Here is a 14,421-nt window from a genome sequence, read left to right as displayed (position 1 = left end):
GACATCTCGATCCTGCTCCGCAGGATGCATCAAGTCCAACGACTCAAGTCGATGGGTAGATCAATTCTGTTGATCCAAAAGACCAGGGCCCGGTGGTTGTGGAGGAATGGGTAAATCAATTCTGTTGATCCACGGCGCGGCCGAGTTCGGTGCCGGGTGGGTGGCGGAGGTGGGTGCTGACCAGGCCGAGCAGGGCCCGGAGCGCGGCCGTCGGCTTCCGCTTCTTCAGCGTCGCCATGTAGAGCGACCACTGGAACGACTCGTCGGCGATCCGTACGACGCGGATCTCGTCCACCCCGCTCACGGCGTACCCGGGCAGGATGCCGAGGCCCACGCCATGGGCGACGAACTGCACGCCGTTCTCGATGCCGAGCGCCTCGACCACGACATGCCGCGCGATCCCGGCCGCCTCGAAGGTCTGGTCGATCAACGTCCGGGTACCGAAGCCGGGTGGGAAGTCCACGAACGCCTCGTCGGCGAGATCGGCCAGCGTCACCGTCCGCCGTCGCGCGAGCCGATGCCCGACCGGGACCGCGAGGACCTGCGGGACCCGGAGCAGCTCCCAGGCGGTCAGCTCACGCGGCACACTCCCGGCCGCGATCCCGAGGAAGCCGACGTCGATGTCGCCGTTGCGCAGCCCGACGATGACACCGGCCGAGCCGTCGGCGTCGACCCGCAGCTGCAGCTCGACGTTCGGGTACCGCCGCCGGAACTCACCGGCCGCCGCAGGCAGATCGACCAGTCCGAGCCCTGGCAGCAGCCCGACCCGCACGGTTCCACGCATCCCGGCGCCCAGCTCGTCGACGACATCACGAGCGCCCTGGACGGCGTCCATCACCGCGAGCGCCTCCGGGAGCAGCGCCGTACCCGCCTCGGTCAGCACCACGCGCTGGGCGCTCCGCTCGAACAGCGTGACCTTCAGATCTCGCTCCAGTGCGGCGATCGCGGCGCTCACCGCGCTCTGCACGACATGCAACCGCCGAGCGGCCAACGTGAAGCTCCGCTCGTGCGCCACCGCCACGAAGTACTCCAGCTGCCGCAATTCCACAGCGGCAGTCTGGCACCGACCCGACGTCAAGCACGCGAGCACGGCTCCGACTAGTCCACGAGAGCATCTCAGAGAGACAGGATGGGAATCGTGACGAACCTTCAGGACCAGGTGCAGCGGCGGCTCGACGAGCTGGTCGAGACCGAGCTCGGGCTGCAGGTGGCGGTCTATTACCAGGGTGAGCTGGTCGTCGATGCGGTCGCCGGCGACATCACGTCGGGCACGCTCCTCTACGCGGCATCCACCGGCAAGGCAGCCGCCGCAACGGTCGCGAACGTGCTGGTCGACCGCGGCGTGCTCGAGTACGACGCTCCGATCGCGGACCTCTGGCCCGAGTTCGCCGCCAACGGCAAGCAGAAGGCGACCCTGCGGCACGTGCTGACCCACTCGGTCGGCCTGCCCGCGCTGGCCCCGGACACCACGGCCGACGACCTCACCGATCCGGCGAAGATCACGTCGTACCTGGCCGCGGCCGAGCCGTGGTGGGAGCCGGGCACCAAGATGACCTACCACGCCATGACCTTCGGTTACCTCGTCGGCGAGATCGTCCGTCGCGCTACCGGCCGGCGGATCTCCGACGTACTGCGGGAGATCGCCGAGCCGCTCGGGATCGCCGACGAGGTGTACTTCGCCGTACCGCAGAACCAGCTGCACCGGGTCGCGACGCTGGTCGAGCCGGAGGGCGCCGAGGACACGTTCGCGATGGTGGCCGGACTGTTCGCCAAGGTCACTCCGCCCGACCTCACCCCGCGCGCCGCCCGCTGTAACCGCCCGGACCAGCTCACCGCCGAGATCCCCTCCGAAGGCGTGCTGACCGCGCGCGGCATCGCCAAGCTGTACGCCGCTCTGATCGGTGAGGTGGACGGTGTCCGGCTGGTCCGCCCGGAGGCGGTCGCGGAGATCACCGGACCGGCACTCACCGCGCCGGACGAGCTGATGGGCAATCCCGCGACGTGGGCGCTGGGCTACCCGATCGGCCGGCTCGGGTCGTCGGCGGAGGAGAGTCCGACGTCGTTCGGGATGCCGGGGATGGGAGGCAGCGTCGGCTGGGCCGACACGCGCTCGGGCGTCGCGTTCGGCCTGACCAGGGTGCTGTTCGACCCGGCGCAGTCGGCGTCGGCGGTCGAGATCGGCAATCTGGTTGCGAAAGCTCTCTGCTGAAATCCCCTGTGCTGCAAGGGTTCTCAGCTGCTAGGACTCGCGCACCGACTGCTCGTCGACCCAGACGAGGTGGCCGTGGTGGCTGACGAGCACCTCGTCGGCCCCGGCCGCCCCGGTCCGGCGGCCCAGCTCCTGCCCCGCGATCCAGCGGCCGCCGAGGCGGACCTGAACGGCGGTGGGCCGAGCCGGGGAAGTGGCTACTGGCATGGCACCTGACTTCTGGACAGGGGCGGAAGTGGTGGGATGGCGTCGTACTGCTCTGGGGTGGTGCTGAAGATCGGTCATCGTCGCCCTCGCAGGGAAACAAAGCCAACTTCGGGGGGCTGGCTTCTCAACCAAAGGCCACCCTACAACCGCCACGTGACGCGCCGTTAGCGGTAATTCGGATTGGTCGCGAACCGAACACGACCGCACAGAATCGCCCGTAGGCCAGGGGATCCGGCCGGCGCCGGAGTGAGGAATCCTCAGGAACGCGCGGTGATCTGCTGCAGGGCCCAGGAGTTCCCGTCGGGGTCCTGGAAGAAGGCGAACAGCCCCCACGGGAACTCCTGCAGGTCCGACACCTCGACGTCGCGGGCGAGCAACTCGTCCCGAGCGGCCGCGACATCGGGTACGACGATCTGCAGCCCGCGGACCGAGCCGGGTTCGGCCTGGTCCATACCGCTGCCGATCGCGATCGAGCAGGCCGAACCTGGCGGAGTCAGCTGAACGAACCTCAGTTCGTCGGTGACCCGATGATCATGGTCGGCCACGAAGCCGACCTTGTCCGTGTAGAACGCCTTGGCCCGGTCCACGTCGGACACCGGCACAGACACCAACTCCAGCTTCCAGTCCATGACCTGCAACCTATGTCAAGGCGGTACGGATGCTTAAGCCCCGCCGCATGGGGTAGAACGGTGACCAGAACCTTCTGACCGCGGTCCAGACTCGTGCCGCGCCGTGACTCCAGTCGCGAGGTCAGACCCAAATGAACACCGTACAGTCCAGCACCACCCCCGAGCCGCCGACCGATCCGGCCGAGCGGCGGGATCACGAGACCAGATCGCTGCTCAGCCGGCGCGCGGCCGCTACCGACCACGAGGTCCGCCAGGCACTCCTGGAGCAGGCGATCGAACTCAACCTCGGCATCGCCCACAGCATCGCGTCCCGTTTCCACGGCCGCGGCGTGGAGGCCGACGACCTGAACCAGGTCGCGTCCCTCGGCCTGGTCAAGGCCGCGCACAGCTACGACCCGACCACGGACACCCCGTTCCTGGCGTACGCCGTACCGACCATCCGGGGTGAGGTGAAGCGGTACTTCCGCGACTGCTCGTGGACCATCCGGATCCCGCGGCGGCTGCAGGAGCTGCAGGGATCCATCGGCGCGGCCCGGCCGGGACTCGTCCAGGATCTCCACCGCGAGCCCACCCTGCGGGAGCTGGCCGACGCGATCGGCGCGGACGTCGAGGAAGTGACCGCCGCGCTGTCCGCGGACGGATGCTTCGCGGTGATGTCCCTGGACCGTCCGCTCGACGGCGACGACGCCGTGCCGCTGGCCGAGACCCTCGCGGTCGACGACACATCGTACGAACGGTTCGAGAACGTCGCCGTGCTCGAACCGGCACTGAACAGCCTGCCACCGCGCGAGCGTAGGATCGTGACCTTACGGTTCGTCGAGGAGCAGACCCAGGCGGACATCGGCGCCGAGATCGGGGTGAGCCAGATGCAGGTCTCCCGCCTGCTCCGCGGCATCCTCGGCCGGCTGCGGCGCCGGATCGAACCGCCGACAGCAGCTGCGGCTTGAGCCCCAAGCCCATCTTCGTGGTGCAGCTGCATGACGCTCGGCGGCTGCACTACGACGTTCGGCTCGAGGTCGACGGCGTCCTGAAGTCGTGGGCGGTGCCACGCGGGCCGTCACTGGATCCGACCGTGAAACGGCTCGCGGTGTTCACCACCGACCACGACCTGGAGTACGCCTCCTACGAGGGCGTGATCGCGGACAGTCAGTACGGCAGTGGCGCGGTGATCGTCTGGGACGCGGGCGTCTTCACCAACCTGACCCGCGACGATCGTCACCAGCCGGTCGACCCGGCGGTGGCGATCGAGCGCGGGCATCTCAAGGTGCAACTGCACGGCGTGAAACTGAACGGCGCCTGGGCCTTCACCCGCACCGGCGAGGACTGGCTGCTGGTCAAGGTCCGGGACGCCGAGGCCGATCCGGCCGTGGATCTGACCGTCACCGAGCCGCGCTCGGTGCTGAGCGGCCTGACCATCGAGGAGATGGCCGCCTCCTGATCTACCAGGTGTCGAGGTGGAGGACGTCGTCGAGCGGTTGACGAGGCGCGGGCTTGAAGTTGGTCCCGATCGTGTAGGCGGTCGGGATCAGCACTGTCTGCCGGATCTCCTCCGGGAGCCCGAGCAGGTCGGCGACCTCTTGTTCGTAGTTCATGTGCAGGGTGGTCCACGCCGTACCCAAGCCGCGGGCCCGGGCGGCGAGCATGTAGCTCCACGCGGACGGGAGGATCGAGCCCCAGAGGCCGGCCTGGTTCCCCGCGGGCAGCGAGGCGGCCTCGAGGCACGGGATCACCAGTACAGGCACCTGGCCCATCCGCTCGCCCAGGTAGGCCACGCCGTCCCCGATCCGGCGCTGGATGGGCCCGCGCACGGGATCGTCGGCGTACAACTTCCCGGCGGCTCCGGGACCGGCCAGGTACTTCTCGACCGCGAGGCGGTAGTACTCGCCGATCGCGGCCCGCTTGTCCGCATCCGTGATCACCACCCAGTGCCACTTCTGCCGATTGCTCCCGGACGGTGCCTGCAGCGCGATCTCGATGCACTCACGTATCAGCTCGAGCGGAACCGGCTTCTCCAGATCGAGCCGCTTCCGCACCGTGCGAGTCGTGGTCAGCAGTTCGTCGGGCGACAGATCGAGTGTGGTCACCGCACCACTATCTCAGCAGGTGTGCAGAGAGCTGGGGTGGACCTTTTCGCAGAAGCGGAAGTGCAGGTGGTTGTCGTGGTTGGGCCACTGAGTGGTCAGGCCCTCGCTGATCAGGGTCGGGTCGTTGAAGAAGATGAGGCGGACATGGCCGGGCGCGGCCGCCTTGATCGACTGGATGAGTTGGCGGGTCGCGGCCCGGTCGTACGTCGCCGACTGCCAGGTGATCCGGCCCGCGGTGCACTGGGCGTTGTCGGTCCGGATCGGCCAGACGTCGATGTCCAGTCCGACGTCGTGGCTGCTGTGGCCGGGGATGTCACCACCGTGCTCGAACCCGGCATCGCCGTACGGGACCTGACCCTGGCCGGTCGACGCGAACGCACGAGCGCCCTGCTCCAGTTCGGCGACGGCCGCGGCCGTGGCCCAGTTGGCCGCCGTACCGTTGCCGTCCGGGTCCTGGTCGCACAGGTTCGCAGTGAAGTCCGGGTAGTCGTAGTGCCAGGCGAGGTTGCGCCACGTGATCGGGCCGACGACACCGTCCGCGCCGATTCCCGCGTGCGACTGGAACGCCACCACCGCGTCGCGGACCGCCGTACTGAATACTCCGTCGACCGGCAGGCTCAGCCGACGCTTGGCGTTCAGCTCTACCTGCAACGCCTTGACCGCCGCGTTGTTGTCGCCGGATCCGATTGTCGGCGTCAACGCCGTCCACGTCTGCGGCCCGACGATCCCGTCGACGCCCAGCCCCTTGGCCGTCTGGAACGCCTTGGCCGCCGTGACCGTGGTCGCGCCGAAGACGCCGTCCGCGGCCACGGAGTGCCCGTTGTACTGCAGCAGGTACTGGATCGCCTGGACGTCGGCACCGCGGTTGCCGCTGCTCTGGGTCGGGAAGAAGGCGTTGGCATAGGCGTACGCCGGGGCCGGCAGACCGGCCAGCAGGACGACGGCCAGCAGCGCGAACACGAGACGTTTCATGGCTCCTCCGGGGCGGGTGAGGATGCGTTACCGACTAACGTTCACCAGCCACCATCGGGCACAATCTTGCCGACCGCAAGACCTCACTCGAACGGCGTCGGGTCCCCCGCGCCGACCCGGACGATCTCGGGTACGTCGTCGGAGAAGTCGATCACCGTGGTGGGTTCGGTGCCGGCTTCACCTTCGATGACCGCGTCGATCTGGTTGTCGAGCTCTTCCTTGATCTCCCAGCCCTGCGTCATCGGCTCGTCGTGGTCGGGGAGCAGCAGCGTGCTGGAGACCAGCGGCTCGCCCAGCTCGGCGACCAGGGCCTGGGTGACCACGTGGTCGGGGATCCGCACCCCGACCGTCTTCTTCTTCGGGTGCAGCAGCCGGCGCGGTACTTCCTTGGTCGCCGGCAGGATGAACGTGTAGCTCCCGGGCGTCGCCGCCTTGATCGAGCGGAAGACGGCGTTGCTGATGTGCACGAACTGCCCGAGCTGTGCGAAGTCCTGGCACACCAGCGTGAAGTGGTGCCGATCGTCCAGGTGCCGGATCGTGCGGATCCGGTCGATCCCTTCCCGGTTCCCTAGCTGGCAGCCGAGCGCGAAACAGGAGTCCGTCGGGTAGGCGATCAGCCCGCCGTCGCGCAGCAGGTCCACCACCTGCCCGATCGACCGCCGCTGCGGATTCTCCGGATGCACGTCGAAATACCTGGCCATGGCCGCCGAGCCTACCGCTGCGGACTCCGTCAGGATCGGCGGCGCAGGTACTCCACGGCCGTGGTGAACGCGGAGTCCCGGCCGCCCTTCAGCTCGGCCGGTGTGAAGACCGGTCGCCGGATGTCCGGTGGGATCCCGGCGCCGTCGTACGACGTCCCGGCGGCCGTGCGGTACACCTCGTTCGGCAGGAAGAACGTCCAGCCGTTCGGCAAGGTCCGGTCCATGGTGTCGGAGAAGACGCCTTGGGTGTTCTCGCCGATCCGGATCGGCCGCGGCGTGCGGTTCATCATCGCCATCGTGAACGTCTCGCCCGCGCTCATTTGCGATCCACCCGTCAGGATCGCCATCGGCCCGGTGAACCTCGACTTCCCGGACGGCACGACGTACGCCGGTTGCGGCGCGGTGCACGACGACGGGTCGGCCGGGTCGTTGCGGGTCCGCTTGGAGTAGGCGAAGTACGGGCGCGCGGTCAGCCGGGATGCCAGGTCTAGTCCGAGTTGATCCGAGCCGCCGCCGTTGAGGCGCAGGTCCAGGATCAGCTTGCGCGGCTTGGTCGCGAGGATCGTGTCCAGGGTCCGGTCGAGCACCGCCCGCTCCGGGTCGTAGTGCGGGATGTCGCCGTACCCGAGGAAGCCGATCACCCGGAGGTATCCGATCCCGCCGGGGAGTTCGGCGTACCCGATCCGGTCGTTCGCGTACGACGTGTAGCGGACGCCGTGCAACGCGGTGTTCTCGATGTACGGGCGGATCACGTTCGTCTCGAGCTCCAAGGTGGGAAACGTCGTCCCCGGCCGGACGCCGGCGAAGTCCCGGTCCGGCGTACTGATGCCGGTGTGCGCGTCACCCAGCGGGTGGATCATCGCCGTGAGGATGTCGAACAGCGCCGCGTCGGAGGTCACCTGCGGCCGGTACTTCGCGCGGACCGCGGTCCAGTCGATGCCCTTGGCCGCGAAGAACGGGTAGTTCTCCGCGAAGGTAGTCCAGAACTGATCGAAGGTAGCCAGCGGACCGGTTGCCCCTGGCATCGAACACGCGGCTGGGAGCTTCGGGACCCGGCGCAGGCGCCGCTCCCCGACATCACCCTCGAGCCGCAGCTCCGCGCGATCCCGGCGGACGGCGAAGGTGAACGACTGCTCGCCGTCCGCGGCGAAGGTGCTGCCGTCCTGGGTGTACTCGGCGGCCGGCGTACAGCTGATGCTCGTGGTCTGGTAGAGCTTCGCCTTACCGTTGTCGACGGCAACGATCGTGCCGTAGCCGTCCATCGTCCACACCCCGTTGGCGGATCCCGCGGCGGTAGCGGCGAGTGGAGCGGACAACGGAGCCGCCACCAGTCCGGCGGCGGCTCCGACGGCCACCAGCAAGCGGCGCGCGGGGCGGAAAGTCGTCAGAGTCATAGTCGTCAGCCTGGTCGGCGGCCGGCCTCAGCGACAGGAGGGGATCACCCCAACCAGAGGTGGAGCTAACACCACCGTTCTACTTCGCCAGGCCGAGCGACATCGCCGTGACGACCAGGTTGTCCGCGTAGCCGCCCCGGGAGGCGTTGTACGGTCCGGTGCAGGTGATGAGAACCAGCCGGTGGTCACCGGTCTGGGTGAAGGCGCCACTCTTGGTCGCGAGCGCGTCCTTCGGCACCGACACGATCGACTTCACCTTGTACGACGCCGTGCGCCCCGAACCATTGAGTACGACGACCTCGCCGACCTGCACGCGCCGCAGCCGGGCGAAGTAGCCGAACCTCTCGGTCTTGCTGTCGACGTGACCGGCCAGGACCACCGAGCCGAACGGATCACCGGCCTCGGCCCCACCATCCCACCAGCCGACCCGCTGAGCCTCCGCCGGCACCTGGAGCTGACCGTTGACGGTTGTTGCCGGAAGCACCGGTGCGCTCGCGCCGCCGGGCAGCACGACCTGTTCGGGGACGAAACGGATCCGCTGACTCGGGGCCGGCGTCCCGACCCGGCCGGGCGGCGCGGTCATCGGATCCGACGGCGTGGGAATCGTCGGGGTGATCTCGGAACTGAATCCTGGTACGGACGGCGGCGCCGGCGTTGAGGTGCCGCCATCCGTACCCGGACTGGGCATGGCACTGTCGTCCTGGCCGGAACAACCTGCCAGGACGACACCGCACAGCACCGGCCCGATCAGCCACCGTTTCAGCGACGTGCCACCTTTCGCGCGACCTTGCGGCCGGCCACCGTCCGGACCGTCACCACGGCCGCGAACAGTGCGGCCAGCAGCGCCACGACCCAGAGGCCGGACTCGTTGGACGGGGCAGAGTTTCGCGCCTGGTCAAGCCCTGCCGCCTGCCCGCCGGTCCCGGTGTTCACCAGGTTCGGTGTGCCCGACCCCGAGGCCGGGAGTTTGATCGTGCCGACCGCGACCGTCATCGTCTTCTGGCTCGGTGCGCCGACCGCGAATACCCGGGTCAGATAACCAGCCTTCGCCGGCAAATCCAACGGACCGAGAACAACAGGTGACGTCGCGCCGGTGGGCACGATCTCGACCTTGTACGTGGCCGCCGGAACGACTACGTCGAGTGATTCCCCGTTCGCGACATTGCTGAACAGCACCTTGCCGTTCACCACGATGTCGGCCGGCCCGACCGCCGCGGTGTGCGCGACCCGGAGCGCGGCCTTGTCCTTCGGGACCGAGTTCAGCTTGTTCACGTACGAGGTGATCACCGGCGCCCCCGTCGGCGAGGCCGGCTGGTGGATCACGACGTCCATGCTGGCCCCGGATCCGACCGTCACCTGACGCTGGATGACCACCTTCCCGCCTTGCTTGGCAGTAATCATCCGCTTGCCCGCAGCAACCCCGAACGGCCCGACCAGCTGCGCCGCCTTGACCCCGGTCGCCACCGAGTGGCCGTCGATGCTGATGTCCAGGGTGCGCCCCGGCAGACCCTGGACGATGTACACGTTGGCGCCGGCCGCCCCCTGCGCCGGCGTCGCGAGCACCGCCGGCGCGGCCGCGACGGTGACTGCCAGGAACAGCGGAATCACCCTTCGAAATACCGGACCACGAATTCTCGTTAATACCCGTCGCGATACAGCCCGAAATTGTCCGGACACGCTCCGTTCCTGCATTTTGCGCCCCCTCCGACGTTCACGGAAAAATACGGCAACAATTGCCGAACCCCTCTAATTCGGGCGTATCGTAAGCCCCAGTCCGATCCGGCCGCCAGGGGTAACGGCCAGGTCCGTTTTTGGGGGGCGATGACTCATGTCGGGACGCATTGGTCCGGCTCGTGAGTTCCTCCCTTCGTCAACGGGGGTGGAGGACCTCACCCGCACCACGGTGCGGGTGCTGGCGGCGGCCGCGCTGATGCTGGGGCTGAGCGCGACCGCCGCCTGCACGGACGGGGGCAGCGGCCCCGTCGCACCCAGTCCCGGCATCGACCGCGGCTCGGCGACGCCCACCCCGGAGGCCGGCGGCACGGTCAGCCCCGGTCCCGGTGTGACCAAGCCCGGTATCCGGCTGATCGCCGTACCGCGCAAGGACGGGACCTTCGACATGACCGAGGACGTGATGTTGCCCGAGGCCATGAACATCCTGCAGCTCCAGGTGCCGTCCTCGGGCGAGCACCTGCCCGGGATGATGGCCAAGACGAGTCCGCAGGTGACGAACCTCAAGGTCCTCGCCGACGACCAGTCGGTTCCGGTCCAGAACACCACCGTGACCGGCTCGGCCGACCTTCCGTTGACGACGGCCGCCACCAGGGTCCATCTGACGTACCGGCTGTCCGGCTCGGTGGTCCGCAGTACGCAGTCGAAACCGGAGCGGGCCGGCGCGGCGATCCGGCCGCTCACCGCGATCACCGAAGGGACCCTGCCGACCACCTTCACCGTCACCGGTGGACTGCTCAATGCCGTCTGCCCACTGATGACCGACACCCGGTGCGCGGTCGGCGATCCCCCGAAGCTCGGAATCCTGCCCAACATCCCGGCCAGCAAAGCCCTCGTCGTACTGCAGTTGGATCTACCGCGCTGACCTTAGGCTGACCCCATGAGCGATGACTGGATCGCGTTGGGGACCAGCCGGGGGCGGTGGGTGCTCGCCGCGACGGCGCTGGGGTCGGGGATGGCGTTCCTGGACGGCACGGTGGTGAACGTCGCTCTGCCGGCGATGGGTGAGGATTTCAACGCGGGCATGGCCGGCCTGCAGTGGATCGTCAACGGCTACATGCTGATGCTGGCCGCCCTGATCCTGCTCAGCGGCTCCCTCGGCGACCGGCTCGGCCGACGGCGGGTGTTCGTCATCGGGGTGATCTGGTTCGCGGTGGCCTCGATGCTGTGCGCGGCGGCGCCGACCCTCGAGGTGATGATCGCGGGCCGGGTCCTCCAGGGCATGGGCGGCGCGCTGCTCACCCCGGGCAGCCTGGCCATCCTGCAGACGTCGTTCCAGCGCTCCGACCGCGCCAAGGCGGTCGGCATCTGGTCCGGCCTCACCTCGGTCGCCGCGGCGGTCGGCCCGTTCGTCGGCGGCAGCCTGGTCGACAGCGGCTCGTGGCGGCTGATCTTCGTGCTGAACGCACCGATCGCACTGGTGACCGTCCTCGTCACTCTCCGGCACGTGCCCGAGACCCTCGACGAGACAGCGGCAGGCAAGCTCGACATCAACGGCGCAATCCTGGTGACGATCGGTCTGGCCGGTCTCACCTTCGGCCTGATCGGCGCGGGCGATGACGGGTTCGGTTCCGCGCGCGTCCTGACCAGCCTGGCGATCGGCGTACTCGCGCTGGTGGCCTTCGTCGAGGTCGAGCGCCGCAGTTCGCACCCGATGCTGCCACCCGGCATCTTCCACAACCGCCGCTTCACCGGCGCGAACCTCGTCACGGTCGCCGTGTACGGCGCTCTCGGCACCTCGACCTTCCTCCTGGTCGTGTACCTGCAGACCGTCCTCGGGTACTCCGCGCTCTGGGCCGGCGCGTCCCTGCTGCCGATGACCCTGCTGATGCTCGCCCTGAGCGGGTACGCCGGTGGTCTGTCCGAGCGGATCGGCGCCCGGATCCCGATGACGGTCGGACCGCTGCTGATGTCGGCCGGATTCCTGCTGATGCTGCGGATCAGACCGGGCTCCAACTACTTCACCGACGTACTGCCGGCCGTCGTCGTCCTCGGATTCGGCCTGGTGTCGACGGTGGCGCCGCTGACCGCCACTGTGCTGGCGTCGGTCGACGACCACCACGCCGGGATCGCGTCCGGGGTGAACAACGCGGTCGCACGGTCGGCGCAACTGATGGCGGTCGCCGCGATCCCGATGGCGGCCGGGATCACCGGCGACAGCTACCGCGAGCCCTTGGCTTTCCAGAACGGGTTCGACAACGCGCTGTGGATCACGGCGGTGCTGGCCATAGCCGGCGCGGCGATCGCCTGGTTCAGCCTCGCCGAGCCGAAGACGAGGTCGAGCAAGTCTCGGGGCCTCGTGCACCACCACACCCACTGCGCGCTCGAAGCCCCTCCCTACGCCGACAGCCGCACCCCCAGCTGACTCAGCGCAGCGCGAGGTAGTGCTTGCGTACGGCGGGATCGAGCCGCTCGATCGCATAGCGGAGCATGGTGCGAGGCATCTGCGTCGCGTGCTGGTCGAGGAACGCCAGCAAATCCTCCTCCGAGACTCGCTTCCCGGCTTCGCGCAGCATCCAGCCGGACGCCTTGTGGATCAGGTCCTCCCGATCGCCGAGCACCTCGGCGGCCAGCGCATAGGTGTCCGCGGTCTGACCGACGCCGATCAGGAACTGCGTCGCGATCAGCGCGATCCGGCGCTCCCACAGTGATGCCGAGCGCACCAGCGTGTAGAGGATGTCCCGGGGCTTGTCGACCACGTAGCCGCCGACGACCTGCGGAGCACTGCAGTCGACCAGGTCCCAGTTGTCGACGTACGCCGTACTGCGGAGATAGAGCTCGTGGATCGCGGCGAGTTCGGCCGGGTTCGCCGTACGCGGTTTGAGACTGCGGGACGCGCGGTCGGCGAGCAGGCAGAGGATCGTCAGCCGGTGCTCGTGAACCGGACTGGTCAACGCTTGCTCGAGCTCGGGCAGCGGGAGGCCGGCGCGCAGGTACGGCTTGAGGATGCCGCGGATGGTCGACAGCTTCACCCCGATCATCCGGTCGCCGTGACCGTAACCACCCGGCTGCAGCTGGAAGTACCGCGACAGCACGTCGGCCACCGCCGGGTCGGCCGCGGCGTCGACCTCGGCGAGCAGGTCCTTCGTGGTCAGGTCCTTCGTGGTCAGATCAGCAACCCTCCGCTGGCCTGGATGTTCTGTCCGGTGAGCCAGCGACTGTCGGGTCCGGCCAGGAAGGCGACCACGTCGGCGATCTCGGCCGGCTGGCCGAGGCGACCGAGGGCGGTGATGCCGACCAGGGCTGCCTCGGCGTCCGGCGGGTTGGCTCCGTGGAACATGTCGGTGTCGGTCGCGCCCGGCGACACCGTGTTGACGGTGATCCCGCGGGCGCCGTACTCGCGCGCGGCGACCTTCACGAACTGCTCCAGCGCTCCCTTGCTGGCGGCGTACAGGGAGATGCCCGGCCCGGGGAGGGCCGTGTTGACGGTGGAGATCGCGATGATCCGGCCGCCGTCCGGGAGAGTGCGGCCGGCGCGCTGGAGCGCGAAGTACGGTCCCTTGACGTTGGCCGCGAACGTAGCGTCGAAGTCGTCCTCGGTGACGTCGGCGATCAGCTGGACCGACGCCTGGGCCGCGTTGCAGACGAAGATGTCGAGGGTGCCGGTCGGATCGGCCGCGCGGTCGAACAGCTCGTCGACAGCGGTCAGGTCGGCCTGGTCGGCCTGGATCGCGACTGCCTCACCGCCCGCCGCTTTCACCTCGGCGACCACATCCGCGGCCGCGGCCTCGCTGCTCGCATAGGTGAACGTGACCACAGCACCGTCGGCGGCCAAGCGCCGTACGATCGCGGCGCCGATGCCGCGCGAGCCGCCGGTGACGAGAGCTGCCTTGCCGTCGAGTACGCCCATTGTTCTTGTGTATCACCGCGAGTGGGTCTTTCGTTTGCTTGAGTCCTCGAAAGGCTTGCCTACCAATTGGCAGCGCTTACAGCGGCTCAGGTCACGCTCCGAGGTCATCCGCACGAGAACCGTTGTGACGCCGGCGCGTTGGGGCATACGGTGAGAGCAGGGCAGTTCCGTTCCGCCAGGACCGACCGGCGGTCATGGTGCTGCCCGGGGGAGAGACCGGCGTGACAAGCCACCGAGACCCGCGGGATGGCGAGATGATCAGAACCACTTTCGACGCTGCGATCGAGGAACTCGAACCCGGCGTACTGCTGGTCCGGCTGTCCGGTGAGATCGACATCGCCACCACCGACTTCGCGTCCGAGTCGATCCGCGCCGCCGTGGCGCCGCCGGCCCGGCTGGTCCTGATCGACGTCTCCGACGTCACCTTCTGCAGTTCCGCCGGTCTCGGCAACCTGGTCGAGGCCCGCAACCTGGCCGGCGAGCACAACATCACCCTGGCCCTGGTCGGCGTCGGCCGGCCGATCGACCGGCCGCTCGAGGTCACCGGTCTCGGCGCCCAGTTCCGGATCTTCGCCACGGTCCCGGAGGCGCTGGCGCAGCTCTGATCGTCGGATGCGGTAGTTTTCCTTGTCTCCGACAAAGGA

General features: G+C 68.6%; 17 protein-coding genes. 6 read left to right on the top strand and 11 right to left on the bottom strand.

Annotated features, from left to right (window positions below):
* Positions 1 to 115: 115 nt before the first annotated feature.
* Complete coding sequence (locus OG876_RS15370; protein WP_328525529.1) at positions 116 to 1,048, bottom strand: LysR family transcriptional regulator; 933 nt, start codon at positions 1,046 to 1,048, stop codon at positions 116 to 118.
* 90 nt (positions 1,049 to 1,138) lie between these two features.
* Between OG876_RS15370 and OG876_RS15365 the strand changes: the two genes are divergently transcribed.
* Complete coding sequence (locus OG876_RS15365) at positions 1,139 to 2,209, top strand: serine hydrolase domain-containing protein (RefSeq protein WP_328525528.1); 1,071 nt, start codon at positions 1,139 to 1,141, stop codon at positions 2,207 to 2,209.
* A 30-nt stretch (positions 2,210 to 2,239) separates the two neighbouring features.
* Here OG876_RS15365 and OG876_RS15360 read toward each other — a convergent pair whose 3' ends face one another.
* Both OG876_RS15360 and OG876_RS15355 read right to left on the bottom strand, forming a co-directional pair.
* The gene (locus OG876_RS15360) at positions 2,240 to 2,416 is read right to left on the bottom strand and encodes a hypothetical protein (protein WP_328525527.1); all 177 of its coding nucleotides are present in this window, start codon (positions 2,414 to 2,416) and stop codon (positions 2,240 to 2,242) included.
* Between the two features lie 257 nt (positions 2,417 to 2,673).
* Positions 2,674 to 3,045, bottom strand: coding sequence for a VOC family protein (locus OG876_RS15355; RefSeq protein WP_328525526.1), 372 nt, complete (start codon positions 3,043 to 3,045; stop codon positions 2,674 to 2,676).
* 131 nt (positions 3,046 to 3,176) lie between these two features.
* On the opposite strand from OG876_RS15355, the gene OG876_RS15350 reads away from it, so the two are divergent.
* Positions 3,177 to 3,992, top strand: a complete 816-nt coding sequence (locus tag OG876_RS15350; protein ID WP_328525525.1) for a SigB/SigF/SigG family RNA polymerase sigma factor — start codon at positions 3,177 to 3,179, stop codon at positions 3,990 to 3,992.
* Complete coding sequence (locus OG876_RS15345) at positions 3,989 to 4,483, top strand: DNA polymerase ligase N-terminal domain-containing protein (protein WP_328525524.1); 495 nt, start codon at positions 3,989 to 3,991, stop codon at positions 4,481 to 4,483. Before OG876_RS15350 ends, OG876_RS15345 begins: the two co-directional genes overlap by 4 nt.
* A 1-nt stretch (position 4,484) precedes the next feature.
* Here OG876_RS15345 and OG876_RS15340 read toward each other — a convergent pair whose 3' ends face one another.
* From OG876_RS15340 to OG876_RS15315, 6 genes are all read right to left on the bottom strand, one after another.
* A complete protein-coding gene (locus tag OG876_RS15340; RefSeq protein ID WP_328525523.1) occupies positions 4,485 to 5,129 on the bottom strand; it encodes a nitroreductase family protein in 645 nt (214 codons plus the stop codon).
* Positions 5,130 to 5,141: 12 nt separating this feature from the next.
* Positions 5,142 to 6,101, bottom strand: coding sequence for a penicillin-insensitive murein endopeptidase (locus OG876_RS15335; protein ID WP_328525522.1), 960 nt, complete (start codon positions 6,099 to 6,101; stop codon positions 5,142 to 5,144).
* A gap of 83 nt (positions 6,102 to 6,184) precedes the next feature.
* On the bottom strand, positions 6,185 to 6,802 hold the full coding sequence (locus OG876_RS15330) for an L-threonylcarbamoyladenylate synthase (RefSeq protein WP_328525521.1): 618 nt from the start codon (positions 6,800 to 6,802) through the stop codon (positions 6,185 to 6,187).
* A gap of 29 nt (positions 6,803 to 6,831) precedes the next feature.
* Entirely contained in the window at positions 6,832 to 8,196 is a 1,365-nt protein-coding gene (locus OG876_RS15325; protein ID WP_328525520.1) for a S41 family peptidase, read from the bottom strand.
* A 79-nt stretch (positions 8,197 to 8,275) separates the two neighbouring features.
* Entirely contained in the window at positions 8,276 to 8,884 is a 609-nt protein-coding gene (locus OG876_RS15320; protein ID WP_328525519.1) for a class F sortase, read from the bottom strand.
* Between the two features lie 71 nt (positions 8,885 to 8,955).
* Positions 8,956 to 9,804, bottom strand: a complete 849-nt coding sequence (locus tag OG876_RS15315; protein WP_328525518.1) for a DUF4397 domain-containing protein — start codon at positions 9,802 to 9,804, stop codon at positions 8,956 to 8,958.
* 220 nt (positions 9,805 to 10,024) lie between these two features.
* Between OG876_RS15315 and OG876_RS15310 the strand changes: the two genes are divergently transcribed.
* Both OG876_RS15310 and OG876_RS15305 read left to right on the top strand, forming a co-directional pair.
* A complete protein-coding gene (locus OG876_RS15310) occupies positions 10,025 to 10,792 on the top strand; it encodes a hypothetical protein (protein WP_328525517.1) in 768 nt (255 codons plus the stop codon).
* Positions 10,793 to 10,807: 15 nt separating this feature from the next.
* The gene (locus tag OG876_RS15305) at positions 10,808 to 12,292 is read left to right on the top strand and encodes an MFS transporter (RefSeq protein WP_328525516.1); all 1,485 of its coding nucleotides are present in this window, start codon (positions 10,808 to 10,810) and stop codon (positions 12,290 to 12,292) included.
* Between the two features lies 1 nt (position 12,293).
* On the opposite strand, the gene OG876_RS15300 is transcribed toward OG876_RS15305, so the two are convergent.
* Together OG876_RS15300 and OG876_RS15295 are read right to left on the bottom strand one after the other, a co-directional pair.
* Positions 12,294 to 13,007 (bottom strand): DNA alkylation repair protein, encoded by a 714-nt coding sequence (locus OG876_RS15300; protein WP_442914177.1) that lies wholly within the window; start codon positions 13,005 to 13,007, stop codon positions 12,294 to 12,296.
* 26 nt (positions 13,008 to 13,033) lie between these two features.
* Positions 13,034 to 13,777: an SDR family oxidoreductase gene (locus tag OG876_RS15295; protein WP_328525514.1), complete on the bottom strand. Its 744-nt coding sequence runs from the start codon at positions 13,775 to 13,777 to the stop codon at positions 13,034 to 13,036.
* Between the two features lie 254 nt (positions 13,778 to 14,031).
* Here OG876_RS15295 and OG876_RS15290 point away from each other — a divergent pair, with 254 nt between their 5' ends.
* Entirely contained in the window at positions 14,032 to 14,382 is a 351-nt protein-coding gene (locus tag OG876_RS15290; protein WP_328525513.1) for an STAS domain-containing protein, read from the top strand.
* Positions 14,383 to 14,421 lie beyond the last annotated feature (39 nt).

The sequence above is a fragment of the Kribbella sp. NBC_00359 genome (genome assembly GCF_036097425.1).
Classification (GTDB): Bacteria; Actinomycetota; Actinomycetes; order Propionibacteriales; family Kribbellaceae; genus Kribbella.
Note: the sequence above shows the minus strand (reverse complement) of the source record. Positions and strands in the feature narration are given on the sequence as shown.